The sequence below is a fragment of the Candidatus Pristimantibacillus lignocellulolyticus genome (genome assembly GCA_023639215.1).
Lineage (GTDB): Bacteria > Bacillota > Bacilli > Paenibacillales > Paenibacillaceae > Pristimantibacillus > Pristimantibacillus lignocellulolyticus.
Genome location: CP097899.1, coordinates 4,258,500 through 4,282,417, shown reverse-complemented (window position 1 = coordinate 4,282,417; position 23,918 = coordinate 4,258,500). Strand labels below are relative to the sequence as shown.

The window sequence follows — 23,918 nt, the reverse complement described above, 5'->3', positions numbered from 1 at the left end:
GAACAATGATGCCCATTTGTATAAACCAAAAAGGTGATGTTTTTGAAGAACTATTAGTTATCACAGAAGAACAAGTAGATCAAACGAGCTTAGACTACCCAATTACACACGCTTTTGTCGTCGCGAAGAATAAGGAAGGATTTTTACTATTGTTTAATAGCTGGAAGGACAATTGGGAGTTAGCTGGAGGATTAATCGAGCCTGGAGAAACATTAAGAGAATGTGCAATACGGGAGATGTTTGAAGAAACGAATCAATCTCCAGGACGAATTGAGTTTAAAGGACTAATGAAATTCAAATTAAGGAATGGAAAAATCGAGTATGGGGGCCTTTTTAGCGCAGATATAGAAAATGAGAGACCTTTTCTAATGAATGAAGAAGCAAACAAGATCATATTTTGGGATGGAATTAAAGACATAGGATACATAGATGAAATAGATAAGGAATTATTGAAATATTATTAACACGCGCATGCCAACTTATAAAATTATTTTTGAAGGTGGATTTATGATTATTAAATCAAAAGACCTAGAAGTGAAAGGATTAAAATATTCTATTCGCTCTGCTGTAATCGAAGATGCAGAGACTCTGTCTAAACTACGAGTGCAAATTGACGGAGAGACAGAAAATATGGATAGAGAAAGAGGAGAGGCATATATTGATACCTCGGCATTTGAAGAAATTATTAAAACAGATACTGAGAGTTTAAGAAATTTATTTTTGGTCGCAGTAATTGATACTCAAATTGTTGGATATTCTCGATGTGAAGGAACAAATCTAAAGCGATTATTACATAAAGTAGAGTTTGGAGTATGCGTACTAAAAGAATATTGGGGATATCGTATTGGGAAAAACCTATTACAAGAGTCTATTTCTTGGGCTGATTCTGTAAATATAAAAAAAATGACATTGAATGTGTTAGAAACAAATAACAAAGCAATAGAATTGTATAAAAATCATGGATTTGAAATTGAAGGAATATTAAAAATGGATAAATTACTAGCAGACGAAATATATTATAACACTATTGTAATGGGAAGATTGAAATCAGAGATATGGTGAGTTAGTCCACGATAATTGTACTATACTTATTACTTTATACTGATAGGAACTATAAAGGTTTTTCAAATCTTGATATGACTGACACTGTTGAAGAAACTAATTGATTTTATTTTGAAGGGATTTGTATGGAGAACAAAGAAACATTTAATTACATTGCAAATGAATATGAAAAATATAGACCTACATATCCGGAAGCGATGTTTGATGATATTATGATTTATTCGAATATTATGATTAATGACAGAATTCTTGAAATTGGTTGTGGAACAGGTCAAGCAACTGCAGGGTTCGTACATAAGAATTATAAGAATATACTTGCATAGAATTGGGTGACAAATTAGCACAATTCACTGCGGAGAAGTTTAAGTCCTTGAACTCTATTAAAGTAATAAATACATCTTTTGAGGAATGGAATGGTTCAGATAATCCATTTAAGCTTGCCTCTTCAGGTACCGCTTTTCACTTTATTGAACCTAATTTTGGATTGAATAGATGACTAATTCAAAAAATGGAGGAGTAATTTATGAAAAAGAAAGAATTTAAAGATCGATTATTTGAATTATTAACTGAAGGAATTGAAGAATTAACAACAGATCAAGTCATTCAAAAGACAAAATTACTTATTTTTGAATATGAAAAGAAACAAAAATACGTTACCGAAAATAAAGGAAGAGCATGGAGTGATGAAGAGTTAAGAATTGTATTGTCTTTCGCTCCAACAAAAGAAAATATATTAAAGTTAGCAAAGGGGTTTAAACGAAGTTATGGAAGTATTGAACAAATTTTTAGATGGGCTGTTACTACACAAGAAGTCATTACAAATAAGGGCAGAGAAGATGATAGTTTTATACAACAGATAAAAAGAATATATAAAGAAACCGGTTGGAAAGCATGATTTAGCATATTATTCAATGAAGTGAATTCATACCTATAGCATAGTATTCACACATTGAAGGAGTGATGTATTGAAAACAAAAAGTACGAACTTCTTTTGTATAAGTTATTTGTTAGAAAAGAAAAAACTATTATTTAGTTGCATTGCTGCCTTATTCTTTACTCTTATTTCGACTAATATATTGAATAGATTAATTTATAGATATTCTACTAGCATTTATGAAGTGATGTTAGTAGATAAAGATTCATTTTATTCTAAAGAAGCGATCATAAGTATTGAATTAATGTTACTTCTGTTTCTCACACTTAACTTTATTATAGGTGGGCTGCTAATAAGAAAATTCAAAAGCTTCGTATTAATTTATCTTTTATTTACTTTGGCATCAGCAATACAAGCCTATTTTTTCGTTGAGGTTGATATTATAAGAGGGTTGTAAATACGGATTTGGTCACTTGATGCAAGCGGTAGAGAAGTAGATTCTAATGACAAATTGAAGCGAAAATTCGTGAACACCTGAACTTAATTTGAAATACTAGCAAAGATGGTGAATTGAGAATGAATCTTATAAAATTTCCAGATATTTATGAACTTGAATATTTGTTTGAATGTAATTCATTAGTTGCTGATGAAGAAACAGGGTGGTATTACTCAGGAGTATCTTTTATGTTGGAGAGAAATTCAACAGAAATTGAATTTTACCTTCTTCCCGCATGTAGAAGTGGATTTATTAGAATTAATGTAAATAAAGATACCTTAATAGAAATTGATTTAGAAAATATTATTGAAATAACAATCAAAAGAGACAAAAAAACTGAATTTTTCGAAATTTATTTTGATAAAGATAATTTTGTTGAACCTTTAATCGTTCAGACTAAACCATTAATAAAAGCGAAATGGGGAACCACGAGAGAACTAAATCTTTAGAATATCTAAGACGGCTAATATATTGCATTATGCACTCAAACTCAACTCCCTGCGGAAGGTCGGGGCCAGAATACCTGAACGTTAGGTGAAATTGATAATAAGAAGGTGAATCTATGAAGTTAAAATATCTTAAGAATCATTACAATAATGAACTATTTTTATTTGAAGTAGATGAAGAAGGAACGGTTTACAGACAAGTAACACATATTCAAGATACTATTTTGAATTCAGCAAGGCCAAAAGAAGGATATCATTTTTTTCTTGCAGATCAGGAAATCAAAGAAAATGCTCATTTATTTCCAATAGATAAAGATGAATTTGAAATTGAATGGTTATTCTCGATAGACCCATATCATGAAGAATGGAATCAAACAATTAAAGAAATATATGTTGGTATGAAAGTAGTAGGTAGTTTTGAAGTGAATTATCCTCAAGGTATTATTCTCAATCTTGGAAACAATAGATTTGGAGTTATGAAAATCGATACTAATTTCTTAAACTCTTATGTGACTCCAAATAGGAAAATTAATGCTGAAGTAGTTGGATATGATTATGAGAACTTTTGGTTAATTCTAAAAGAAGTATTGGAATGATTTTCGAAGGTTCTAGTATTAATTTATAGAAATTGTGAGGGATACTTATGGGGAGTTATACATTTAAGTTTGTACTTAATAAATTTGGAAAACAGCTCGATGAAAAAATATTGGATATTCAGCCTATTATTAATAAGTCAAACACATACTTAGTTATAACTGGATTAGGAAGCATTTTTGAGCTCAACACATTGCTGGAATCAATTGAACATATTTATTCAATGAAAAATACAGAAATTAATTTTCAAGAGAAAGTATCCCTCGTTATATCTCCCAATAATAGGCTAATATCTGTTTTTAATTCACGTGGAAGAAATGGTACTATTATTGATTTAAGTATGAAGAAAGAATTAATGCGATTTTCAAGAGACGATTATCATTACGATCAAACGGATTTCCCTATTGCATTTATTGAATTCAATAAACGAACTACTTGTTCATGGTACCAAGTGGAATCGATTAGATATATCTGATCCTTTAACTGGAGAGTTATTAACATCAAGAGTAGATCCGGAACTTAAGATAGTAAATAACGAGCCTATTTCTTCAGAACATTATTTGGATTATTTTCACGGTCAATTATCGGTATCACCTAATAATAATTGGCTAATTGATAATGGTTGGGAATGGCACCCCCTAGGTTCTGTAACATCTTGGAATATTAATGAATGGATAATAAATAATGTATGGGAATCTGAAGATGGGAAGAGTAAGAAATCACTTTGGTGGGGTAAGTATGACTGGAATGAACCGGTCTGTTGGATTAGTGAGACTGAAATTGGTATAGTTGGTAGATTTGATTATGATCTAGTTGATGAAGATGATATTCATAATTACACTAGTGATTTGTTGTTTAGAATTATTGATGTTCGTGATGGAAGAGAACTCAAGCGATTTAATATCGATGATGGTAATTTGTTTTTTGATGAATATTTATATTGTTCATCCCAAGATAGAGGATTTAAGATTTATGACATCATTACTGGAAATGAAATATATAATGAAAATTCTATAAACACAAAAGTATATCATAGCATGTCCAAAGAGTTCCTAAGTATAGTAAATAATGAATTAACTATTTGTAAGTTATTTAAAGAAAAGGTGTGCGACAATGTATAACACAATCATTTTTGACGTAGATGGAACACTTATTAATACGGAAAAGGCAGTTCTCGGTTCTCTACAAAAGATGTTATTTGTTGAGTTTAATAAATCCTATAACTTTGATGAGTTATCATTTGTTTTAGGGATTCCTGGATCGAACTCGTTACCTCAGCTTGGAATAAAGGATATAGATCGAGCGAATGATCTTTGGAATATTTACATGAAAGAATTTAGTGATTCAATCAGTGTCTATCCGGGCATAGAGGATTTACTAGGTCGGTTACATAAACAAAAAATTAAAATTGGAATTGTTACTTCTAAAACAAGAGTAGAATTAACTGATGATTTTGAACCTTTTGGACTTATGAAATATTTATCTTATGTAGTTTGTGCAGACGATACTAACTTACATAAACCAAATCCCGAGCCAATTTTAAAATTCTTAGAGATATCGAAAGCAAATCCCCAACAATCAATATATATAGGTGACACAATATATGATGCTCAGTGTGCTAGAGATTCTGGGGTTTCATTTGGATTAGCTGTGTGGGGTGCAGATAAAGAAATAAAGATTCATGCAAATCATTATTTTAATACACCTAATGAAATACTTCATTATGCCACTCGATGAAGTTTTGCAACATCAATAAAATAGTATTCACGCAGCGGCTTTAAAATTAAATGTAATCATGAAAGTGAGGGGTGAAACTAATTAAGGGGATAAAATTTTTAAAGTTATCTTCAATTGTATAGTTATCTTTAGGACGCTTGGTGTATTTGGTACACTACTTAAAATGAATGAAGGATTGTTATGGGAAATATTAAACTAACAAATTGATGGAATTTCACTCGATTTATTGATTCCAACCATTACTGATTGGCTTTGGTTAGAAGAAGCGGAATTAATACAATGAAAGCCTCAAAATAATTTATAAACCAATATAAAAAATACTTAATGGTATTAATTAAATGTCATAGAAGGTATTACAAGATAATATCCTTTCAGTAAATGGAGGCTGTTTATGTATATTAAAATTCTTCAAGAAGCGGATGCACAATCCTATCAAGACTTAAGATTGCATGGTCTAAGAACTAATCCCGATGCTTTCGGATCTACATTTGATCTTGAAGATAAATTCACACTTGAGACCGTTATTGAGCGAATTAAACCGAATATGGGCAAGTTTGTTTTAGGAGCGTTTGAAGATAATGGTAGACTAGTCGGAATTGTTACTTTTATAAGGGAGAATGGAGTTAAAACCTCTCACAAAGGCAATGTTTTCGGTATGTACGTCACAGGAGACATGCGGGGCAAGGGTGTAGGCAAAAATTTAATGTTTGAATTAATAATGTATTCGAAAGCAATTGTGGGATTAGAGCAGATCAATCTAACTGTTGTAGCTAATAATGATTCAGCTACAAATCTATACAAATCATTAGGATTTCAGATTTATGGATTGGAACGACGTGCATTAAAACACAATGAAAAATATTTAGATGAAGAATTAATGGTGTTGCATTTAGCAGGTAGTAGATTCAGTGTCAACTTGCAGCAGAATGATTGAAAACAAGTACGTAAAGTGAAATTTTAGCGGAAGAAATTTAAGTAATGGAGAGTTAAAATATGCTGAAGAACATCAACATAATAGATTGGATACTCGAAATTGATTTCTTGAGAACTCAACAATATTTTAATTCAAGAAGAAATAATAAATGTAAACAAAAAGCAACAATGTTGGATCGCATTTCGTTATAGTAATATGAAACGAGATGCATCTGTAATCTTAAGTATAATTAGTTTAATCCTCGCACCAAGAACCGCAAAAGTTGGAGATCCAACCATATCATTAGTAAATCCAGACGAAAACCTTAATTCAATAACGATTTAATTTCCATCTTAAGGAGACATATTAGTGAGATCATTTTTGTATTTCATAATTTTTGGCAAGGTATGATTTAGTAAAACCCAAAGAGGTGATCATCATATGAATCAATTGATTAATGATGCTGTTGTAAAACTAGCAGAAAGTATGCAATTACCTGAACGAGTATTTAATATTGATGATTTACCTTGGGTTCCCTTCGATGAAGGGGAAGTGAATTGTCATTTTAAACCACTTAGATTTGACCTATCAACTGGCACTTGGACGTATCTATTTAAGATAAAGAGCAATAAAGTGTTGACTCGTCATCGTCATACTGGTGGTTCCGTTATTGGTTACAATATACAAGGACAATGGAGATATGAAGGACGTAACTGGATTGCAAAACCAGGGACTTTTATTTTTGAACCGCCAGGAGATATTCATACTTTGATTACTGAAGAAGAAGAGGTCATTACATTATTTATTTTGGGAGGATCACTTCAATATTTCGATAATAATAATTCAGTAATTGGACAGGATGACATTTATACAGTATTGAAAAAGTATCAGGATTATTGCCATGCGATGGGAATAGAAGTTCGTGAAGATCTTATATATTGAGTAGTGTATCGAAGGCGGATACTTCAAGAATTCCTAAAAGCTATATGAAACTATTATCAAAATACTTATATTGCAGAGAGGTTAATCAAAGATGAGAATATTAGTAACTGGTGGAGCAATTATACGAGATGATCAAGGTAGAATATTGCTACAACGTAGATCTGATTATGGCAACTGGGGACTTCCTGGAGGTGGTATGAATGCAGGGGAATCTATTGAAGAGACGATGATTCGAGAGATTTATGAAGAGACTGGATTACAGGTAACTCAGTATGAGCTTTATACTGTTTACAGTGGTTCACGAATGAAATATACGTATCCAGATGGAAATGAAGTTGTGTTTGTAATGTTTATATTTAATGCAAAAGCGGACTTAACAGGAAAAGTCGCTGAAGATAATAAAACACTTATATTTGCAGATAAACAAAAAGAGTCATTACAGTTGGAGTTTAAATCGATAGAAGAAATTAATATTGAAGAAATAAGCACTGTACAAAGGCCACTAATTGAAGACTTAATGAATGATAAAAAATCTATACTAAGAACCTAATGCAGGATGGCTCAAGAAATCTCCTAAAAAAGAAAAGAGACGATATGAATTGAATAGTAATTTAAAACAATAATTTTACATACTAGCAAGTGAATTAAACAAGGATTAATACGTATCAACTTGCTACTCAAGTTCGTGAATAGCTTTACATTATCAGAAGTTGAGAGGAAAATATTAATTTCATAATACAAAAACGAGGCGTAACTATACCACACGTTAGAATAAGGTGTACTGGTTTAATAATTAAAGATGATTCAATTCTTCTAGTTGAATATCAAGATAATGGAACCCACTACAATTTACCTGGTGGAGGTTTGGAACCAGGCGAGACAATTGTTGATGGAGTTATAAGAGAAGCATTTGAAGAAACCAATGCCGAAGTAGCGGTCGGAAATTTGGCGTTGACATATGAGTTTGATTCTCATAAACAGTCAGGAGATTACTCAGAGAATGAGAGTCATGGCTTGCACCTTATTTTTGAATGCACTCTAATCAATCATTCAATCCCACGACTTCCTCACAATCCAGACCTTCACCAAGTTGCTGTTAAATGGATACCAATAAATGAATTAGAATTTATACTATTAATTCCAAATATATCTAAACAAATAAAGGAATATGTGAAGTATAGAGAAAGTATATCGTTAATAGAAGACCATCAATTAGAAAGACTGAATATATAATCAAATTAAGGGGGCGATAATATGAATCTTGCAAACAAAATCACAGTAATCAGAATTCTATTAATTCCGTTTTTAATCATTCTTTTACAACCTTACCCACATTGGTTAGAGAGTAAAGTTTATTTCTTTGCTCACTTAAATGAATTTGGTATTTATTATGCATCACTTCTTTTTGTACTAACTGCGGCAACTGATAAGTTAGACGGGTACATTGCAAGGAAATATAACATGGTAACGAATCTTGGTAAGTTACTTGACCCACTTGCGGACAAATTATTAATCTCTGTAGCATTAATAATGCTTGTAGTTTTACAGATGATACCTAGTTGGGTAGCATTAATAATTATAGGAAGAGAGATTCTAATAACAGCTATAAGATCGGTAGCTTCTTCCAAAGGAATAGCTTTGGCAGCTGATAATTATGGGAAATTAAAAATGGTTTTACAAGTAATAGCCATTACAGCCATATTGCTAAATAACTATCCGTTTTCGTTTATTACAAATTTACCGATAGATAAGATTTTGATGCTAATAGCAGTAATTTTAACGATATACTCTGGATATAACTATATAGCAATGAACTATAAGAAGCTTCAACTGAACGCGTGAATACTTAAATGATATCTGAAAGAACCTGAATTTGTGAAAGGAGTAAGTTAATGAAAATTATGAAATCACAAATATCAGACTTAAAAGAGATATTAGAACTTCAATATTTATCATATCAAAGTGAAGCAGAGATATATGATGATTCTATACAACCACTTAAGCAAACACTTCAAGAATTCTCGGAAGAGTACCATAATCAAATAATTATAAAAGCAGAATTGAATGATAGAATTGTAGGTTCCGTTAGAGCATTTGAAAACAATGGGACATGTAGCGTAGGCAAGCTCATTGTTCATCCTAATTATCAAAATAATGGTATTGGAACATATTTAATGAATGAAATAGAGAATTATTTCCCGACTTGTAACAGATTCGAATTATTTACAGGGCATAAGAGTAAACGGAACTTATATCTATACAATAAGCTAGGCTATAGAGTAATCAAATCAGTTGTAGTAAATGAAAATCTTACTTTAATTTATTTAGAGAAATATCACAAGGAGGAAGTTATGATTACAAGACCAGATCAGAATGAATATTTACTCTTAGCTAAGAAATATGTCGATTTAGTTCCAGACGGCAATATTATCAACATTCTAAGAAAACAAAAGGAAGATAATATATCGTTTTTAAGCAAACTCACTGAGGAAGAAGCTATGTTTCGTTATGCTCAAGATAAATGGACAATAAAGACAGTTATAGGACACATAGCTGATGTAGAAAGATTATGGAGCTATAGATTGTTACGTATAGCGCGTAGTGATGTGAGAGAATTACCAGGGTATGACCGTGATATATTTGCTGAGATGTCATCTTGTGATCACTTACCTCTAACTAAAGTGCTGGATGATTATTGTGCTGTACGAAATTCTTCAATTAGCTTAGTAGATAATCTAACCAAAGAGGCAATTACTAGAGTAGGAAATTTTAATGATCATGTTTTATCCGCGCGTGCAATTATTTATATCATCGTTGGACATGAAACACATCATCTAAATATTATTAAATCCAAATACTTGAATCAATTAAATAATTAGTGAATAAATGTTTTGTTTAAAAAACGAAATGCTAAATATACTAGAGAACACAAGTGCAGGAGAACTATTATGAGAATAGGCTTAGTTAGACATTTCAGGGTAGCAGATATGACGAAAACACTTTGGATGACATCATCGGAATTCAATAGTTGGGTCGAATATTATGACCAGTGTGATATTGAAAGTAATGAGTTTATAGAGAAAATGAATTGGGATCTTTGCTATTCCAGTGATCAACCTAGGTCATTCAAAACAGCTGAACTAATTTTTAATGACAATATAGTTAAAACAACCTTATTAAGAGAAATTAACATTAAAGCATTTATTATAACTAAACTAAAGTTACATCGTTCATTGTGGTTAATATTAGGCAGATTATGTTGGTTATTAAACCATGCTTCACAGGAAAGTAAACAAGATACTTTATTTAGAGCAAATAGAATAATTGATGAGATCGAATCAAACGCTAGTAGGAGTATATTGGTTGTTACTCACGGAGCATTTATGACAGTAGTTAGTAACGAACTGAAAAGAAGAGGATACAAGGGTGATAGTTTCTTAAAGCCTCAAAATGGTAAGGTTTACTTATTTGAAAGAGATTTTTGATAGTAGCTCCACAAAGCATTCCTTCATATAACAGTGTATTTACTATGAAATAATAGTCCTCAATTATAATACTAAAATGAAAAGGGTGAATTAATTGATTGAGAATAAAGAAAATATCCATTTTGATGTATTTGCAAATCTGTTTAGAGGAATTGAGTCTGTAGGTGGAAAATTGAAGATTTCTGATGGTAGTTTGTTATTTACGTCACATGCTCTAAATATTCAACAAGGTAGTACAGAGATTATCATTGATCAAATAACTTCGATAAAGAAAAGAAATACCTTGGGAATCGTACCAAATGGAATGTTAATTACAACGCGTGATGGAGTTGAATATAAATTTGTAGTTTGGAATAGACAAAGAATCATTGAATTTATAAACAAAAGATTACAAAGTGTATAAGTTAGAATGAAAGGATCTTGCATTGATAATATGAAAGTAGGTTACAAGTATGAATAATTATTCAATTAAACAAGCTGCAATTAATGATCTAGAAAAGTTATCCGAATTATTTGATTTATACCGAATTTTTTACGATCAAAATTCAGATATTAGTGGTGCAAAACATTTTTTATGCGAAAGAATTAAGCGTAATGAATCGATTATTTTTATAGTGGAAGAAACCGAGAATAAAGAATTTATTGGATTCACTCAATTGTACCCATCATTTTCCTCTATATCTATGCAACGTTCTTGGATTTTAAATGATCTCTTTGTAAAAATCGAACGTAGAGGTAATGGTATAGCAAAATTGTTATTAGACAAAGCATATCGTTATGCAAAAGAAACAAGCTCAAAAGGTTTATCATTGTCAACGTCTATTAGTAATGATAGAGCACAAAAAATATATGAAGAATTCGGATTTATAAAAGATGAAGAATTTTATCATTATTTTAAAAGTGTCTAGTCTTTGAGTAAGAATAATCAAAAAGATATGGACAACCAACAATATTTAACTAGGTTAAATATTCTGAACCATGAAAGCGGAAATAGTAGGTATTTCCCAGCAGTATGTGATAATTGTGGCGAGCTCACACTACGTAGAAGTTAGGATCCTCCAGCAAGGGAAGGAGAAATACTTTATGCGGTATTTTTTAGCAGCTTTACTTATTATGATTAGTATAGGATGTTCAAATGAATCTATTACCAAAGAGATTACTCTGATTGAACCTGACCAAATTAATGAAGTTTCTTTTACAGACAAATCTGGTCGAGCAACGATTGTGCACAATATGACTCGCGGCGTTGATATTATTGTATCAGCGAAAGATCTTAACCCTGCAGAAAGGTATGAAATTACAATTTTTCAAAAGGATGGAGAACGTGGAGTGACATTTGGACCTGAGGCAAATTTAGATATTAAAATGGGGAGTATTGAAGGGGAAACTATACTACTTCCCAATCAAAATGGTGATCTCTATGTTTCAATGTTAAACCCTGAGCGGATATTCTCAGATGCGGAGCAACTAACCATTGTTGTTAGCACTACAGATCAAAAAGTTGTATTAGAATCGTATCCTTTCAAATTAAAGTAGGGGGAAATTAACGTTGTTAGAACAAAGATTAATAGAAATCATGGTTAAAAATGAAGAACTAATGGAAGACTTAACTCTCTTGAGAGAACTGAATTTATCTAACTCATGGATAGCAGCAGGTTATGTTAGAAATTACTGCTGGGATATTCTACATGGATATAATCAAAAAACTTTACTCGAAGATGTCGATATCATTTATTACGATTCATCTGATTTGTCTTTTGATAAAGAAATTGAATATGAAAAGCAATTGATAATTAAGAAGCCGAGACATAACTGGTCAGTCAAAAATCAGGCAAGGATGCATATAACTAATAAATCGAGACCATATGCTGATATAGCAGATGCCATGAGACATTGGCCTGAAACAGCAACGGCTGTAGGAATAAGGATGGATTGGGATAACCAGATTCATATTATGGCTCCACTCGGATTAGAAGATTTATTTGACTTAAATATTCGGAAAAGCTCAAATTTTCAAAACATAGATTATTTCCATAATAGAATCAAATCAAAAAAGTGGTTACATAAATGACCAAAATTAAGAATTATTGAATAGCTGATTCGATAGTAATATCTTTAATCGTGAAATATCAAACAGTTCGGGAGGAAAGTTATGTTCAGTCATATTATTAGTGAAAATCTCCAATTAAAAATACTTGAAAAACGTCATGCTGAAGAACTATATAATTTAACGAATATGAATCGGGATTACTTAAGAGAATGGTTACCTTGGGTTGACGAAACGTTAAGTGTTGAGCAAACAAGGGAATTTATACAATTCTCATTGAATTCTTTTGCTAATAGCAATGGTTTAAATATGGGTATCTTTTTTAAAGACAGAATTGTCGGTTGTATAGGGTTACATAGTATTGACTGGGATAATAAGAAAACTACAATTGGATATTGGTTGTCAGAAGAACATCAAGGAAATGGAATGATAACAAAAGCATGCACAGCAGTCATTAATTATGTATTTAGTGATTTATCCCTTAACAGAATTGAGATAAGGGCGGCTGAACAGAATTTTAAGAGTAGGGCAATTCCTGAAAAACTTCTTTTTAGTAATGAAGGAATAGTAAGACAAGCAGAATGGATTAACGATCATTATGTAGATCATGTGATATATGGGATGTTGAAAGAAGATTGGAATGAATTTAATTCGTGATAAATGCTTGAGTAAATTAGGATCCTTTTTAGGATTATACGAATTGATGTTGCATCAAATCTAGAAGAGTCACCTTCAGCGAATTAATTATTTCGCATTTATTCTCAATCAGCAACTTATTTGATGGATATTCCGTTATATGTTAATAACATCAACATAAGGAAGTGGTTAGATGAAAAGTAAAAGTGCGGTTGTTACAATTGCTATTGTTATTCTTGTTATCGGTATTATTGTTGGAATGTTAATTTCCAACTCGTTTAAAGAGAAAGATAAGGAATCTCCGACAATACCTATTGTTAAAGAAAACTCAACACCATCCCCCACACCATCGATGGAACCGTCGCTAACTCCTGAACTTACTTTAACCCCAACACCAACAAATGAAGAACTTCCGAGTATTAACTACATTTCTGGCGATATTGTAGATATTGCCATATCAAAATTATCAGATTCAGTAGTTACAGTCTCTGATAGTTTGACAGATGCGGATGGTCATGTATATGAAATCTATAATCAACAAGATAAAACGGTAAACAGTATTGTTATTCATTTAAACAAACAATTTACAACACTGAACTATTCTGCTTTTAATGAAGCCATTTTAGGGGAGAGTGGTTCAGATGGAGTTATCATTATTAGTGAGTCTACGAAAGAAGGCGAGCCGATTGGTAATTCAATTCTGTCTACATCATTACCAGCAGATGAAATTTATCCAAGAAATATCTCTGTCGATGTCACAGGTTTAGATTATGTAGTAATTGTTGACCAACACCAAAATCTACAGACATATAATTTCAATGCGATCGCTAAGTAATGATATGAAGCCCTTTCGCAAACTAATATTGCTTGAATCGAGGGAAATACAATGATGATTGGTGAATTAATTGGTATTGGTAACACTGCAAAAGTATATCAATGGGGGAAGAATGAAGTATTAAAGTTATTTTATGATCCAAATTCTGTGATAATTGAAGCCAAAAACGCAGAAATAATAAATAACCTACTGTTGAGAAGTCCGAAATATGTTGGGTATGTAGAATATGAAGGTAAGCAAGGGATCGTTTACGAAAAAATTGAGGGGCCCACAATGTTATGGCACATTGAACCAAATGAAAAAAGTATTACTTATAATGCTAAGTTGATGGCAAATTTACAATATGAGATGCACAATGTTGAGAATAAGTTACTACCGAATCTAAAATCCCAAATAACTGATAAAGTTAACATGTCTCAAGAAATGTTAAATGATGAGAAAGAAACAATTTTAGATGTATTGAACTCATTACCTGATGGAAATAGCCTTTGTCATTATGATTTTCATCCCGATAACATTATTATTTCACCAAATGGCCCAGTCATAATTGATTGGTTGAACTTTTTAGTAGGTAATCAAGAAGCTGATATTACTAGAACTGCAATGATGATTCAATCCCAATCACTACCACCTAATGCCCCTCCTTGGCTAAATAATAGAGATCTACGAGAGGTATTTTATAAAGAGTATATAACTGAGTATCTACAGCTTGCTAATATAAGTTAAGAATTTCTTGAACATTGGATGCTACCAACTTTAGCAGTTAGAATTGATGAGATGTCAGGAGTATATAGACAAGAGATTAAAGATAAATTGCAATTTAGGTTAAAGAAACAATGTCAAATATAAATACGTTTTGCTCATATCAGTCATTAGATTTCTATGTTAATGCGGGATATGAAATATTCGGGATAAATGATGAATACCCAGATGGGATAAAACAATATTTTCTGAAGAAGAAATTCAATTGACAAGAGTTCTTTTGTAACAATATTGAACACCTGAATGGAGTTGAGCTGAATTGAGGCTGATCCACGATTTACGAGGTGAAGATAATATGTCACCTATCGTTGGAATGTTGTATTCCGCTGTAAAAGAGAATAGTGACCGACTAAGTTTAATCACTAAAGGTATGACCCAAGAAGAATTAGATTACAAGGGACCAAATGACAAGTTTAATAGTACAGCTCAGCTATTAAGACATATTATGTACGTTGATCTGAATTGGACTTACAGATTTAGGGCTCTACCACTTTCACAGTTACTCATAGAGCAGTATGGTCCCATGATAGATACAAATAATAGACTTCCAATGATCCAAGGGATGTCTTTGAATACACTTATGTCTGATTACGAAAATGTAATCACTATGTTGAGAGATACATGTATTCAATTGATGGATGCTGATCTTGATAAATTTGTCACGTTTGGACATGAAGACGAAAAGCAGGCTACTATTCGCTGGGGATTATGGCATATGGCTGACCATAACCGCTATCATCAAGCTCATATTAATCAGCTCAGAAAGTGGTACAAAGAAATACGAGGTAATAATAACTGATAAGGAACTTAACGATGAACTTATTGAAAAATATCTCAAATGGTACTGAGCTAGAGTGGACATCAAGTACTTTCGGTTATTTGTCCATTCCAACATTTATAATGGGTATTGTTATTTGAAGCGTATATACCAAAGAAAGAAATTCCAAGGCGGCTAGAAATAGTATTACAAATTATTGGATGCATAATGATATCGCTGGGTGTCATATGGTTTTGGTTTTTTAGACCAATTTTTCGAATTGTGGTTTAACAAATAACTCCCTCTAATTTAGCTTCATAGTTTAGAGGGAATAGAAACTAGGGGATACGGACGAATGGCTATAAAAGAAACAGCGAAAGAAATATTCGCTGTCAGAACACGATATTTTCTTATATACTTAAGTGCTTTGATTGTAATATTAGGGATAGTGTCGATTTGGTTTTTAAATAAAGAGGACGCTGCAGAAAGCGAAAATTACTCTCAAATAACCGCTGACAACGGAGTTGTTCTTAATGTTATACAGACAGATCCCACCAGCATATCCCTTGCTAGCATCAATGACAACGTTGTACGTTCGGGAATTAACGGTATCAATGGTGGTTTCTTTTGGGATAATAACTTGTTAAGCATCGCGGTTATGGATGGTATGCCCACAAGCGGAAATCCAAATGATTATGGTTCCGGTTGGTTCAATGCCAAATATGCCCGAGGTACCATTGTGTTTGATCGAGTTTCAAAGTCAATTAACGTGCAACGAGTTACAAGTGTCGACGATTTGAAGATGACTGACAAGGCTAAGTTCTGGGCTCAAGGCGGAGTCAGCATGAATTTAAAGGACGATAGCAATTGGTATAATGTAGCAGTCCAAGAAGAAGTACTACCATTTCCAGACGAAGAGAGACTTCGCAGTGGAATGGCTTACGATAGTTCGGGTAAGCTCTATCTCATCGTCACTTCTAACAAATGTACCGCTGAACAATTTCGTACTGCAATTAAGGAGAATATTGCTATTGGCAAATTAGAGGAAGCTATATATCTAGATGGAGATGGTTCTTCACAACTATTAGCAGGTAACGTCGAACTGAAGGGTGACGATAGATCTGTGGTGCAGATGATCGTTGTAAACGAGGAAAGTCGATAGGCTAAGTTACACAGAAAATTGCAAGATTGTATTGAGACTAAGTAACAGCGAGTACTTATTTGACCGTCGGCATCTGTCTGTAATTTCTTAACTTTTTGAAAAATAGCTTTTGATTGGAGCAAACTAGATGCTAAGTAAATTCTTTAAACGAGTAACTTTTAAGGGCATAAACTTAATAGAGTCTGAGAATAATATTTTGAAGCCAAAAGTAAAGGATAACTTCATACCTGATCACCATAGTCCGGTTAGACACATGGTTAATCTAGCAAATGGACAATCGAGCACATTTCTCAGAAATTATGAAAAAGCCAAAAAAACAAAGAGCTCATACATAATTATGGAAGGTGACTGGGGAGGTCAAATTTATTTGAGTTATCCAGTTAATTTGATAAAATGCCAATTTGATCGTGTCGAACAGTTGCTTAATGATATTAACAAAATAGAATGGGATGACGATGGTGAAGGTGCACGTATATATTTTGAAGCAAAAAAAGTTGGTGATGGTATAGCTGGGGGTATGAAAGGAGGATTAATAACAGACTCTTTATGGGTTCATAGTCGCTTAGAAAAACTAAAAGACGAAATAATGGATGTACTACTCGGAAAACGAGTAAGAATTGATTTGGAGTTACATTATATAAAGGATGATGAAGACTAAGTACTAATGTTTCATCTAACACCATTTAGTATGCTTTAGAAGAAATACTTAATCAGTTGAATATTAAACAAGAGAAACCCACCGGATGAAAGAAAATCGTAGGTGGGTTTCTCTTGTTTAACGCTAAAGTTAGAAGAATTGGCCCATAAGATAAGTATAAATTATCGACTAGTAGAGATGATTTTTAGATAGCAGAATGTATGAATCGTTTAGGTAAACATTAATATATGTGTATTATATTTACATTTATAATATAATGAAGGTATCGTGCAAATTTGTGTTTACGGAGCTACTTTGCCAAGTCACATTAAATGTTTTTTAGAATCCATGTGAAAGGAATGGAATACTGTGACTAGAAAAATATTATCTGTTATTTTAATATTGATTATTATAGCTGGCTGCTCAAGTGAAGTAGTAACTATGAATCTAGATAGTGAAACCATTCCGCTTAATCATTATGATAGTACGAATGACACCATTACAATTGAAACACCTCAGGAAACACCTCCTGCAGAAATAGATGATTCTGAGGAACAAGTTGACGCGGAGGTTAATCACGTATCATTATTATCTTTTAATGGAATCTATCGTATAGAAACATTTGGTGTGAATAAAAGCATTACTGCAGCAGGCTTGTATCCAGTAGAAGGAATAAGATTGATGGATACCGCTTCCGAACAAGTTCAATGGTCCACGACACCTGGTTATTATAATAACTCTTTCTTATGGTCACCTGATGACCGTTTTGTAGGTGTAAATTTTGAATCTAGGATATCGGGTGGAACTTATGTTGTAGACACACAAAACATGTCTGAAATCGTTCTCCCATATTTACAAGAAGTACAACAGAACTGGGACGTTGAAACAACTGTAAATGAAAATCGACCAGATCCTTATTTCAATATCGTTGAATGGTTGAATAACTCCCAAGTAAGTGTTGCGTTTCAATGGACTGGATTAGAAGCTAAAGAATATAGTGGTTCCTATACATATGATGTATTAGAAGGTAAACTTCTTAATCTCATAATAAATGAACTTGATTATAGCAATTAATAATTATCGAAAGGTGATTCTTTAATAATTTTGATAATTATATCCCCTATTAGGGTAATATATATGATTGGCATATTAAAGCACTTTAAAGTGAACTATAGACCTGAATGCAATTGCACAAAATAAAGGAGGATTTAAATCATGTCTAATAATGACCTTAAGGATAGCAGTAGTGAATTACCTTTAATTTTAGTTAGACCTACTCTAATTATTTATAATTCAAAAGCAGAATTGTTACTTGTAAGACATAATGATGATTTATGGGGACTACCTGGAGGATTATTAGAACCTGGGGAATCAATTGAAGATGCAATCCGTAGAGAAGTAATGCAAGAGCTTGAGATTAGTGTGGAAAATCTAATTGAATTCCGAACTTTTTCTGACAGTAGATTTTATATCACATCTGAAACAGGTCAAAAAACACATTATGTTGCTGTAACTTATATAACTAATCAATTTACAGGTAGTATACGGCCTGATGAGTTTGAAGTACTGGAATATAGATACTTCAAACCCAAGGATTTACCCGAAAACATTGTTGAGATGATTAGAATAATTTTGGATGAGTTTATTGATTCTGAACAATATAAATCAATCTGAAGCTATGCAACGACAGACGCCCACCTTAGATAACAGCTATCTAAGGTGGGCGTTTGTCGTTAAATCTTAAGATGGAGGACAAACAAATGATAATACACTTACACAAATCAGATATTAAAGACGCTGCTTTGATTCATGAAATGCAAATTAGAGCATTTATGCCTTTGTTTGAAAAATACGAAGACGTTGAATCAAGCCCAGCAACTGAATCTGTCGAACGAATTGTTAGTCGAATAAATCAATCATTTACTGATTATTATATCATCAAAAATTCTAATACTCCTGTTGGTGCAATTAGAATCGTGAGGAAAAATAATAATGTATACCGCGTTAGCCCTATATTTATTTTACCTGAACATCAAGGACAAGGAATTGCACAAAAAGTTTTTACAATGATTGAAGAGAAATATTATGACGCTAAAGTGTGGGAACTGGATACTATTTTAGAAGAGCAAGGGAATTGCTACCTATATGAGAAGATAGGCTACAAGAGAACTGAAGAGATAAATGTCGTTAATGATAAGATGACCATTGTATATTATGAAAAGCATGTAAGTAATTGATAGTGAGGGATACATATGTTTAAGTTCGTAGGTTTAAAGGGAAAGCGAGTAGAGTTACTACCATTAAAGAGGGAACACTCAATACATTTATTTGAATGTTCAAGAGACACTGCAATATGGACCAATTACCCCATAAAGATTAATTCAATTGCAGATATGGATAAGTTTGTTGAGAAGGCATTAGCAGGTCGTGAAAGTGGCGAACAATATCCATTTGTTGTATTTGATAAAGAACGAAATGAAATAGTTGGGACAACTCGTTTTCTAAGAATATCAGAAGAAAATAACAATCTTAATATCGGCTCAACATGGTATTCCACAAAAGTATGGAGGACGAGAGTAAATACTGAATCGAAATATTTAATGCTGAAGTATGGATTTGAAATTTTAAACACGAATAGAATTGAAATCATAACTACAACAGATAACATAATATCTCAAAGAGCAATAGAACGATTAGGAGCAATACGAGAAGGGATATTACGAAGGAAATACAACAATATGGATTATGTAATTTACAGTATTATTGAACCTGAATGGAAAGATATAAAAACTAGACTGGAACAATTTCTCTCCGAAGGTAATTATGAATCATCTGAAGGCTTATAAGGATATGATCGTTTGCTAGTAAGTTTTGTGAGTTAATTATTTCTTCCCCCTACACAAGATCATTGCAGACTGCAGCTATTAATCTAAAGTTATAGTTGTTTGTCACGGAATGATTATTTCAAATTTAATGGATTTATCATCTGAAGATATCAACTTATGCGGCGTTTACGAATAAAAATTGTTAAAGTGAGATATTGCAAATACATATTGAAAGGGTGTTTTTCGTGGATCTTAATGAAATCATTCAGAAATTACAAGAAACGAGAGATGTGTTGCTAACCACACTTAATGGATTGAATACAGATCAACTGAACAAGCCAAAAGAATTAAATAGTTGGAGTATTGGTCAGGTATGTCAACATCTAGTTAAGACAGAAGAATTATATATGCTTGCAATAAAGAAATCGTTAAAAAGCAAGGTTGACTCCTCAATTGGCAATAAACCAATTGAGTTTCTACTTGATAGAACGAAGAAGTTAGAAGCTCCTGAAATTGCTAAACCCACTGATGAGATTGTAGAATATGAAGAAATTCTTGAAATACTCAAAACGACCAGGGAGAAGTTATATGAAATGTTAGACGCACTAGAAGACCCATCCATTTTGAGCAGGAGAGAATTTACACATCCCGTTTTCAAAGAGATGTTATTAATTGAATGGGTTAGATCACTCGAATTACACGAACAAAGACATACCAAGCAAATAATCGAAATTAAAGATGCCCTATAAAAGTATGTGAAGTGATTGAGGAGGCAGGAATACTCACATTACATTTTATATGAGTTATGAGTAATTCTCGATTGGGGGGATTTCAATAAAGATTGTAATGAAAATCATTATCGGAGTACTAATATTTCAATTAATTGCGGTATTTTCCTCATCTTCTGTATCAGCTTGTTCTTGTGCTTATCCACAAGATGCAATTGAAGCATTAGAAAAGTCGGATGCTGTTTTTACAGGTAAAGTAAAAGGCATTAAAAAATCTACTATGAACGGCAATGCCTTCAATGCAGTTTTAATTGATGTCTATGATTCATGGAAAGGTGTACAAACAACACAATTTATTGTGTATACTGATTGGTCCAGTTGTCAGTTTGAATTTCAACAAGGTGAAGAGTACTTGCTTTATTCCTACAAGCATGAAGATAAATATATAGTCATGAATTGTGGAAGGTCTACAACTTTGGATAGTGCAGATGCAGACCTTAAGCAGCTGGGTCAAGGATTAGAACCTAGTGATAATGTTAATTTTCTTTTTGATTTCTATAAATGGAGATTGATCACAGCCTTTATTATACTGATAATTATCGGGTTATTAATTATAGCTGTAGTATATCGATACAAATTAAAGAAAAAATAGTTGCAGTTGAGAGTAGAACTGATAGAGTTCATTTCGCCTATTCGCTTGACTTGGAGTTAACTCCAAGAGTTAAACTATTGAGGATAACTACAAAATTTAAGCGAATGTGGGGAAAACCAGATGGAATATATGAAGCTTGGGAATACGGGATTGGATGTATCTCGACTTTGTCTTGGTTGCATGGGGTTTGGAATAGCAGAACGATGGGTTCACCCGTGGGTTATCAATGAAGAACGTAGTCGCCCAGTTATTAAGAAAGCTTTAGAGCTTGGAATTAATTTTTTTGATACTGCAAATGTGTATTCAGATGGAACAAGTGAAGAAATCGTTGGACGCGCACTGAAGGATTATGCTAATCGCGATGAGATCGTGCTTGCGACAAAAGTTCATTTCCGTATGCATGAAGGTCCTAATGGTGCCGGTCTTTCTCGTAAAGCGATTATGAGTGAAATTGATAAGAGCTTAATGAGACTCGGAACTGATTATGTTGACCTTTATCAAATTCACCGATGGGATTATAATACACCTATTGAAGAAACGATGGAAGCCATGCATGATGTTGTAAAAGTAGGAAAGGCAAGATACATTGGGGCTTCTGCCATGTACGCTTGGCAGTTTTTAAAGGCATTACATGTAGCTGACAATAATGGTTGGACAAAGTTTGTGTCGATGCAAAATCATTTGAACCTTATTTATCGTGAAGAGGAGCGGGAGATGATGCCGCTTTGTAGAGCAGAAAAAATCGGTGTAATTCCATACAGTCCGCTTGCATCGGGTAGATTGACTCGCGATTGGTCAGAAACAACACATCGTTCTGAAACGGATCAAGTCCAGAAACATAAGTATGATGCGACTGCCAATGCAGATAGATTGATAGTGGAGCGGGTTGCGGCGATTGCAGAAAACCGTGGCGTTCCTCGCGCTCAAATCGCACTAGCATGGTTGTTACAAAATGAACCAGTAACTTCTCCTATTATTGGCGCTACAAAATCAACTCATCTCGAGGAAGCTGTAGCTGCATTGTCCATTAAATTAACGGCTGAAGAAGTTGCGGTATTGGAAGAGCCTTATGTTCCTCATCCGGTTGTTGGAGCAAAATAAAAATCGGAACGAACTAAAGTTCAATAATCATAATATTAAGTTGGGGAGTTGCGCTGCATGTTAATAGCAGAGGTAAGTAAAACATTTGATTTAACACAGGATACACTTCGCTATTACGAAAAAGTCGGACTAATCCCACGGGTCAACCGTAACAGCAAAGGGATTAGACATTATACTGAAGACGACTGTCGATGGGTAGATTTTATCAAATGTATGCGAAATAGTGGTCTACCCGTGGCGACGTTAATTGAGTATGTGAGGCTATATCAACAAGGTGATGAATCAATCCCTACGCGGAAGAATCTCCTAATTGAGCAACGTAATCAACTCGCATTGAAAATGAAAGAGATGAAAAAAGTTTTTGAGCGGTTAAATGGTAAAATTGATACGTACGAACAGACGATATTAGAAAAAGAAAAAGCATTGGCCAAAGTGTCAGATTGATGGTTTGATGTACTTAAGAAATAGTTTCAGCGTGTTAATGGTTTATGAATTAATTACACACGAGCATAGAAGCCCACCTTTGAGAAGATAGATCTAAGGTGGGCTTTATTTTTATTAATTTTGATGAAAACGGCGTGAAAGTTGAATAATCGAAATGAATATACATTGAGGAGGCAAAACATGAAGTTTCCAGTTCTAGAATCAGATAGATTAATTCTTAGACAACTAACGAGTAATGATGCTCCGGAATTGTTTGCGTACTTAACAAAAGATCTAGTGACTGAGTTTTATGACATCAATAACTTAACCAAATTAGAAGAAGCAGAAACCATCATAAACTATTGGAATGATAAGTTTCATGCTGCTGAATTAATCAGATGGGGAATAACATTAAAAAATGACGATCGTATTATTGGAACATGCGGTTTCCATAAGTGGATAAAGCACCATCATAAAGCAGAGATCGGTTGTGAACTCTCACCAGAACATTGGAAGAAAGGGTATATGACCGAAGCGTTATCAGTAATAATCAACTATGGATTTAGAGAACTTGAATTAAATCGTATGGAGGCATTGCATCATTCTGAAAATAAAAATACAAGAAAAATTTTAGATATATTTCAATTTCAAAAAGAAGGAACGCTTTATGAATATTTCTATAAGAATGAGAAATATATCGATGTGGTAATAAACTCATTATTGAAGAAAAACTGGAACGGATAAGTTAGTAATTGTAAAATATATGTAATAATTTAGATGGTTTGATATAATTAACGTTAGAAC

At 32.9% G+C, this 23,918-nt stretch carries 35 protein-coding genes; all 35 read left to right on the top strand.

The genetic code is table 11. From position 1 onward, the window contains the following. Window positions 1–8 precede the first annotated feature (8 nt). The 35 genes from NAG76_18500 to NAG76_18330 all read left to right on the top strand — a co-directional run bounded on the left by NAG76_18500 (window position 9) and on the right by NAG76_18330 (window position 23,858). Window positions 9–464, top strand: coding sequence for an NUDIX domain-containing protein (locus NAG76_18500; GenBank protein URN93798.1), 456 nt, complete (start codon window positions 9–11; stop codon window positions 462–464). Between the two features lie 43 nt (window positions 465–507). Continuing rightward, entirely contained in the window at window positions 508–1,062 is a 555-nt protein-coding gene (locus tag NAG76_18495) for a GNAT family N-acetyltransferase (GenBank protein URN93797.1), read from the top strand. 125 nt (window positions 1,063–1,187) lie between these two features. Beyond that, the gene (locus tag NAG76_18490; protein URN93796.1) at window positions 1,188–1,385 is read left to right on the top strand and encodes a hypothetical protein; all 198 of its coding nucleotides are present in this window, start codon (window positions 1,188–1,190) and stop codon (window positions 1,383–1,385) included. A 200-nt stretch (window positions 1,386–1,585) separates the two neighbouring features. Then, window positions 1,586–1,957, top strand: a complete 372-nt coding sequence (locus tag NAG76_18485; GenBank protein ID URN93795.1) for a hypothetical protein — start codon at window positions 1,586–1,588, stop codon at window positions 1,955–1,957. A gap of 555 nt (window positions 1,958–2,512) precedes the next feature. Then, on the top strand, window positions 2,513–2,881 hold the full coding sequence (locus NAG76_18480; protein ID URN93794.1) for a hypothetical protein: 369 nt from the start codon (window positions 2,513–2,515) through the stop codon (window positions 2,879–2,881). A 113-nt stretch (window positions 2,882–2,994) separates the two neighbouring features. After that, window positions 2,995–3,474, top strand: coding sequence for a hypothetical protein (locus NAG76_18475; protein ID URN93793.1), 480 nt, complete (start codon window positions 2,995–2,997; stop codon window positions 3,472–3,474). Between the two features lie 47 nt (window positions 3,475–3,521). Next, window positions 3,522–3,947 carry a hypothetical protein gene (locus NAG76_18470; GenBank protein URN93792.1) on the top strand — a complete coding sequence of 142 codons (426 nt, stop codon included), beginning with the start codon at window positions 3,522–3,524 and terminating at the stop codon, window positions 3,945–3,947. Then, on the top strand, window positions 3,877–4,593 hold the full coding sequence (locus tag NAG76_18465; GenBank protein URN93791.1) for a hypothetical protein: 717 nt from the start codon (window positions 3,877–3,879) through the stop codon (window positions 4,591–4,593). Before NAG76_18470 ends, NAG76_18465 begins: the two co-directional genes overlap by 71 nt. Further along, a complete protein-coding gene (locus NAG76_18460) occupies window positions 4,586–5,209 on the top strand; it encodes an HAD family hydrolase (GenBank protein URN93790.1) in 624 nt (207 codons plus the stop codon). The genes NAG76_18465 and NAG76_18460 overlap by 8 nt, the downstream gene beginning before the upstream one ends. 391 nt (window positions 5,210–5,600) lie before the next feature. After that, the gene (locus tag NAG76_18455; protein URN93789.1) at window positions 5,601–6,143 is read left to right on the top strand and encodes a GNAT family N-acetyltransferase; all 543 of its coding nucleotides are present in this window, start codon (window positions 5,601–5,603) and stop codon (window positions 6,141–6,143) included. Window positions 6,144–6,563: 420 nt separating this feature from the next. After that, complete coding sequence (locus NAG76_18450; GenBank protein ID URN93788.1) at window positions 6,564–7,064, top strand: 2,4'-dihydroxyacetophenone dioxygenase family protein; 501 nt, start codon at window positions 6,564–6,566, stop codon at window positions 7,062–7,064. Window positions 7,065–7,155: 91 nt separating this feature from the next. Further along, window positions 7,156–7,614 carry an NUDIX domain-containing protein gene (locus NAG76_18445; protein ID URN93787.1) on the top strand — a complete coding sequence of 153 codons (459 nt, stop codon included), beginning with the start codon at window positions 7,156–7,158 and terminating at the stop codon, window positions 7,612–7,614. A 257-nt stretch (window positions 7,615–7,871) separates the two neighbouring features. Beyond that, entirely contained in the window at window positions 7,872–8,297 is a 426-nt protein-coding gene (locus NAG76_18440; GenBank protein ID URN96878.1) for an NUDIX domain-containing protein, read from the top strand. Window positions 8,298–8,318: 21 nt separating this feature from the next. Beyond that, complete coding sequence (gene pgsA, locus NAG76_18435) at window positions 8,319–8,906, top strand: CDP-diacylglycerol--glycerol-3-phosphate 3-phosphatidyltransferase (GenBank protein ID URN93786.1); 588 nt, start codon at window positions 8,319–8,321, stop codon at window positions 8,904–8,906. A gap of 50 nt (window positions 8,907–8,956) precedes the next feature. Beyond that, a complete protein-coding gene (locus NAG76_18430; protein URN93785.1) occupies window positions 8,957–9,943 on the top strand; it encodes a GNAT family N-acetyltransferase in 987 nt (328 codons plus the stop codon). 69 nt (window positions 9,944–10,012) lie between these two features. Further along, window positions 10,013–10,549 (top strand): histidine phosphatase family protein, encoded by a 537-nt coding sequence (locus NAG76_18425; protein ID URN93784.1) that lies wholly within the window; start codon window positions 10,013–10,015, stop codon window positions 10,547–10,549. A 94-nt stretch (window positions 10,550–10,643) separates the two neighbouring features. Further along, complete coding sequence (locus tag NAG76_18420) at window positions 10,644–10,952, top strand: GRAM domain-containing protein (GenBank protein ID URN93783.1); 309 nt, start codon at window positions 10,644–10,646, stop codon at window positions 10,950–10,952. Between the two features lie 49 nt (window positions 10,953–11,001). Further along, window positions 11,002–11,457: a GNAT family N-acetyltransferase gene (locus tag NAG76_18415; protein URN93782.1), complete on the top strand. Its 456-nt coding sequence runs from the start codon at window positions 11,002–11,004 to the stop codon at window positions 11,455–11,457. A 175-nt stretch (window positions 11,458–11,632) separates the two neighbouring features. Continuing rightward, window positions 11,633–12,085 (top strand): hypothetical protein, encoded by a 453-nt coding sequence (locus NAG76_18410; protein URN93781.1) that lies wholly within the window; start codon window positions 11,633–11,635, stop codon window positions 12,083–12,085. A gap of 13 nt (window positions 12,086–12,098) precedes the next feature. Then, window positions 12,099–12,620, top strand: a complete 522-nt coding sequence (locus NAG76_18405; protein ID URN93780.1) for a nucleotidyltransferase family protein — start codon at window positions 12,099–12,101, stop codon at window positions 12,618–12,620. A gap of 81 nt (window positions 12,621–12,701) precedes the next feature. Next, window positions 12,702–13,253 (top strand): GNAT family N-acetyltransferase, encoded by a 552-nt coding sequence (locus NAG76_18400; GenBank protein ID URN93779.1) that lies wholly within the window; start codon window positions 12,702–12,704, stop codon window positions 13,251–13,253. A gap of 172 nt (window positions 13,254–13,425) precedes the next feature. Continuing rightward, complete coding sequence (locus NAG76_18395) at window positions 13,426–14,067, top strand: hypothetical protein (GenBank protein ID URN93778.1); 642 nt, start codon at window positions 13,426–13,428, stop codon at window positions 14,065–14,067. A 54-nt stretch (window positions 14,068–14,121) separates the two neighbouring features. Beyond that, window positions 14,122–14,793, top strand: coding sequence for a phosphotransferase (locus tag NAG76_18390; GenBank protein URN93777.1), 672 nt, complete (start codon window positions 14,122–14,124; stop codon window positions 14,791–14,793). A 301-nt stretch (window positions 14,794–15,094) separates the two neighbouring features. Next, window positions 15,095–15,628: a DinB family protein gene (locus NAG76_18385; protein ID URN96877.1), complete on the top strand. Its 534-nt coding sequence runs from the start codon at window positions 15,095–15,097 to the stop codon at window positions 15,626–15,628. Window positions 15,629–15,941: 313 nt separating this feature from the next. Next, on the top strand, window positions 15,942–16,748 hold the full coding sequence (locus tag NAG76_18380) for a phosphodiester glycosidase family protein (protein ID URN93776.1): 807 nt from the start codon (window positions 15,942–15,944) through the stop codon (window positions 16,746–16,748). 127 nt (window positions 16,749–16,875) lie between these two features. Continuing rightward, complete coding sequence (locus tag NAG76_18375) at window positions 16,876–17,406, top strand: hypothetical protein (protein URN93775.1); 531 nt, start codon at window positions 16,876–16,878, stop codon at window positions 17,404–17,406. A gap of 348 nt (window positions 17,407–17,754) precedes the next feature. Beyond that, the gene (locus NAG76_18370) at window positions 17,755–18,459 is read left to right on the top strand and encodes a hypothetical protein (GenBank protein ID URN93774.1); all 705 of its coding nucleotides are present in this window, start codon (window positions 17,755–17,757) and stop codon (window positions 18,457–18,459) included. A gap of 141 nt (window positions 18,460–18,600) precedes the next feature. After that, entirely contained in the window at window positions 18,601–19,059 is a 459-nt protein-coding gene (locus NAG76_18365) for an NUDIX domain-containing protein (GenBank protein URN93773.1), read from the top strand. 86 nt (window positions 19,060–19,145) lie between these two features. Beyond that, a complete protein-coding gene (locus NAG76_18360) occupies window positions 19,146–19,622 on the top strand; it encodes a GNAT family N-acetyltransferase (protein ID URN93772.1) in 477 nt (158 codons plus the stop codon). A gap of 15 nt (window positions 19,623–19,637) precedes the next feature. Next, window positions 19,638–20,231: a GNAT family N-acetyltransferase gene (locus NAG76_18355; protein ID URN93771.1), complete on the top strand. Its 594-nt coding sequence runs from the start codon at window positions 19,638–19,640 to the stop codon at window positions 20,229–20,231. Window positions 20,232–20,455: 224 nt separating this feature from the next. Continuing rightward, complete coding sequence (locus NAG76_18350; GenBank protein URN93770.1) at window positions 20,456–20,959, top strand: DinB family protein; 504 nt, start codon at window positions 20,456–20,458, stop codon at window positions 20,957–20,959. A 97-nt stretch (window positions 20,960–21,056) separates the two neighbouring features. Next, complete coding sequence (locus tag NAG76_18345; GenBank protein URN93769.1) at window positions 21,057–21,590, top strand: hypothetical protein; 534 nt, start codon at window positions 21,057–21,059, stop codon at window positions 21,588–21,590. Between the two features lie 120 nt (window positions 21,591–21,710). Further along, window positions 21,711–22,691 (top strand): aldo/keto reductase, encoded by a 981-nt coding sequence (locus NAG76_18340; GenBank protein ID URN93768.1) that lies wholly within the window; start codon window positions 21,711–21,713, stop codon window positions 22,689–22,691. A gap of 57 nt (window positions 22,692–22,748) precedes the next feature. Further along, complete coding sequence (locus tag NAG76_18335; protein ID URN93767.1) at window positions 22,749–23,135, top strand: MerR family transcriptional regulator; 387 nt, start codon at window positions 22,749–22,751, stop codon at window positions 23,133–23,135. 180 nt (window positions 23,136–23,315) lie between these two features. Beyond that, a complete protein-coding gene (locus NAG76_18330; GenBank protein URN93766.1) occupies window positions 23,316–23,858 on the top strand; it encodes a GNAT family N-acetyltransferase in 543 nt (180 codons plus the stop codon). Window positions 23,859–23,918: the final 60 nt, after the last annotated feature.

Bases quoted from the DNA above. Each gene is read 5' to 3' on its own strand.
- NAG76_18500 (URN93798.1), top strand. From the start codon at position 9: ATGCCCATTTGTATAAACCAAAAAGGTGATGTTTTTGAAGAACTATTA.
- NAG76_18495 (URN93797.1), top strand. From the start codon at position 508: ATGATTATTAAATCAAAAGACCTAGAAGTGAAAGGATTAAAATATTCT.
- NAG76_18490 (URN93796.1), top strand. From the start codon at position 1,188: ATGGAGAACAAAGAAACATTTAATTACATTGCAAATGAATATGAAAAA.
- NAG76_18485 (URN93795.1), top strand. From the start codon at position 1,586: ATGAAAAAGAAAGAATTTAAAGATCGATTATTTGAATTATTAACTGAA.
- NAG76_18480 (URN93794.1), top strand. From the start codon at position 2,513: ATGAATCTTATAAAATTTCCAGATATTTATGAACTTGAATATTTGTTT.
- NAG76_18475 (URN93793.1), top strand. From the start codon at position 2,995: ATGAAGTTAAAATATCTTAAGAATCATTACAATAATGAACTATTTTTA.
- NAG76_18470 (URN93792.1), top strand. From the start codon at position 3,522: ATGGGGAGTTATACATTTAAGTTTGTACTTAATAAATTTGGAAAACAG.
- NAG76_18460 (URN93790.1), top strand. From the start codon at position 4,586: ATGTATAACACAATCATTTTTGACGTAGATGGAACACTTATTAATACG.
- NAG76_18455 (URN93789.1), top strand. From the start codon at position 5,601: ATGTATATTAAAATTCTTCAAGAAGCGGATGCACAATCCTATCAAGAC.
- NAG76_18450 (URN93788.1), top strand. From the start codon at position 6,564: ATGAATCAATTGATTAATGATGCTGTTGTAAAACTAGCAGAAAGTATG.
- NAG76_18445 (URN93787.1), top strand. From the start codon at position 7,156: ATGAGAATATTAGTAACTGGTGGAGCAATTATACGAGATGATCAAGGT.
- pgsA (URN93786.1), top strand. From the start codon at position 8,319: ATGAATCTTGCAAACAAAATCACAGTAATCAGAATTCTATTAATTCCG.
- NAG76_18430 (URN93785.1), top strand. From the start codon at position 8,957: ATGAAAATTATGAAATCACAAATATCAGACTTAAAAGAGATATTAGAA.
- NAG76_18425 (URN93784.1), top strand. From the start codon at position 10,013: ATGAGAATAGGCTTAGTTAGACATTTCAGGGTAGCAGATATGACGAAA.
- NAG76_18415 (URN93782.1), top strand. From the start codon at position 11,002: ATGAATAATTATTCAATTAAACAAGCTGCAATTAATGATCTAGAAAAG.
- NAG76_18410 (URN93781.1), top strand. From the start codon at position 11,633: ATGCGGTATTTTTTAGCAGCTTTACTTATTATGATTAGTATAGGATGT.
- NAG76_18400 (URN93779.1), top strand. From the start codon at position 12,702: ATGTTCAGTCATATTATTAGTGAAAATCTCCAATTAAAAATACTTGAA.
- NAG76_18395 (URN93778.1), top strand. From the start codon at position 13,426: ATGAAAAGTAAAAGTGCGGTTGTTACAATTGCTATTGTTATTCTTGTT.
- NAG76_18390 (URN93777.1), top strand. From the start codon at position 14,122: ATGATTGGTGAATTAATTGGTATTGGTAACACTGCAAAAGTATATCAA.
- NAG76_18380 (URN93776.1), top strand. From the start codon at position 15,942: ATGGCTATAAAAGAAACAGCGAAAGAAATATTCGCTGTCAGAACACGA.
- NAG76_18375 (URN93775.1), top strand. From the start codon at position 16,876: ATGCTAAGTAAATTCTTTAAACGAGTAACTTTTAAGGGCATAAACTTA.
- NAG76_18365 (URN93773.1), top strand. From the start codon at position 18,601: ATGTCTAATAATGACCTTAAGGATAGCAGTAGTGAATTACCTTTAATT.
- NAG76_18360 (URN93772.1), top strand. From the start codon at position 19,146: ATGATAATACACTTACACAAATCAGATATTAAAGACGCTGCTTTGATT.
- NAG76_18355 (URN93771.1), top strand. From the start codon at position 19,638: ATGTTTAAGTTCGTAGGTTTAAAGGGAAAGCGAGTAGAGTTACTACCA.
- NAG76_18345 (URN93769.1), top strand. From the start codon at position 21,057: ATGAAAATCATTATCGGAGTACTAATATTTCAATTAATTGCGGTATTT.
- NAG76_18340 (URN93768.1), top strand. From the start codon at position 21,711: ATGGAATATATGAAGCTTGGGAATACGGGATTGGATGTATCTCGACTT.
- NAG76_18335 (URN93767.1), top strand. From the start codon at position 22,749: ATGTTAATAGCAGAGGTAAGTAAAACATTTGATTTAACACAGGATACA.
- NAG76_18330 (URN93766.1), top strand. From the start codon at position 23,316: ATGAAGTTTCCAGTTCTAGAATCAGATAGATTAATTCTTAGACAACTA.